1 protein-coding gene is annotated in these 1,567 nt (G+C 76.3%); it reads left to right on the plus strand.

Annotation, left to right across the window (positions count from 1 at the left end; all coding sequences use genetic code 11):
• Nucleotides 1-370: 370 nt before the first annotated feature.
• Nucleotides 371-1,567, plus strand: a 1,197-nt coding sequence (locus tag K6I34_RS36770) for a streptophobe family protein (RefSeq protein ID WP_229332358.1), incomplete at its 3' end; no start/stop codon positions are given.

Below are 1,567 nucleotides of genomic sequence, written 5' to 3' on the forward strand. Positions count from 1 at the left end.
CCGGCCGCCCCCTGACCCGACCCCTGCCCGGCCAGAGGGCCGGACGGCGGGCCGGTGGGGCGGTTGCCTGACGGTGGTTCGGACGACACGGGCCCTTCTCCTCCGGTGGGGACGGTTCCTGACCGTCCTGTTCTGAACGGCTCCTGACCGTCCTGTCCTGAACGGCCCGACCGTCCTGTTCCGGACGGTTCGCACCGTGGTTCATTCTGTGTCGCAGACCCGCGCGCCCCGCAAACGGAAGCCGGACCCCGAGGGGCGCGCCCGACAGGTGGCGCGGGGCGTCCGGGCGTACGTTGGCCTTCCGGGCTCCCGGCCCGTACACCCCGACACACCCCGACACATCCCGACCGACGCCGCTGCCGGAGGCCGTGTGAGCCAGCGTGTGAGCCAGCCACCGAGGACCGCCGCGCGGCACCCCGTACGGACCTGGGGCGAGGCACTCGCGGCGGTCGCCGCCGGGATGGCGGCCATGGCCGTCGTGGCCGCCCTGGGGCTGTGGGCCGCCGGGGCGAACGGGCTGCCGGGCGGCGCCTTCCCCGCCGTCGTCGCCGCCACGATGGTCACCGCCGTCGGCGGTTCGGTGGAACTGTCGGGCGGCGCCGGGGCCTTCGGCCGTACGGGGGCGCACCTGGACGTCGTACCGCTGTCCGTGACCCTGGCGGGTGCCCTGGCCGTCGCCGCGGTGTTCCTGCGGCCGCTGCGGCACCACGCGGTGGCCCGCGGCGGCGAACTGCTCGCCAGGGTCGCCCGTACGGCCGTCCTGTGGCTGGTCGCGCTCGCGCTCCTCACGCGCGCCGCCCGGCACACGTTCCGCATCGAGCTCGGCAGCTCGGTCCTCGACGAGATCGGCGCGGCCCTGGGCGCGACACCCACCGTGGGCTTCCGCGCGGCGGCCGTGCCCACGCTCGGGTTCGGGCTGCTGTGGCTGCTGGTGCTGCTCGCCGTGGCCGTCGCGGTGTCGCGCGGGACACCGCTGCCGTCACGGCTGCTGCGCTTCCAGGACGCGGTCCGGCCCGCCGCGTTCGCGATGGTGGCGGTGCTGCTGGCCTATGTGGCGGTCGGGCTGCTCGTCGGGCTGGTGGTGCTGTGCACGCACGGCCACCGGGACCGGACCCTGGCCGTCCTGCTGCTGGGGCTGCCCAACCTCGCCTGGCTCGCCTTCGGCGTCGGCCTGGGCGGCGCCTGGGACGGCCGGGTACCGGACTCGATCGGGCTGCCCGTGCCCCAGGCGCTGGCCGCGGTGCTGCGCGTACGGAATGGCACGGCCACCGTGAACTACGCCTCGCTCTCCCAGCAGGACGACCGGGCCTGGCTGCTGGTGGTCCTGGCGGCGGCCGCGCTGCTCGCCGCGGGCTTCGTCACCGCCGTACGCTCCCCGGCCGGCACCCGGCCATGGCACCACGCGACACGGCTCGCGGCGGCCCTGGCGCTCACCCTGCTGGTCGTCGGCCTGCTCACCCGGATCTCGGCGCGCTTCGGGCTGTCGCTCCTCGGCGTCGGCGACGTGTCGGCGTTCGGCGGGGAGGTCACCCTGCGTCCGCGGCTGTGGGGCCTGCTGGGGCTGGGC

Source organism: Streptomyces sp. UNOC14_S4 (genome assembly GCF_020740835.1).
Classification (GTDB): Bacteria; Actinomycetota; Actinomycetes; order Streptomycetales; family Streptomycetaceae; genus Streptomyces.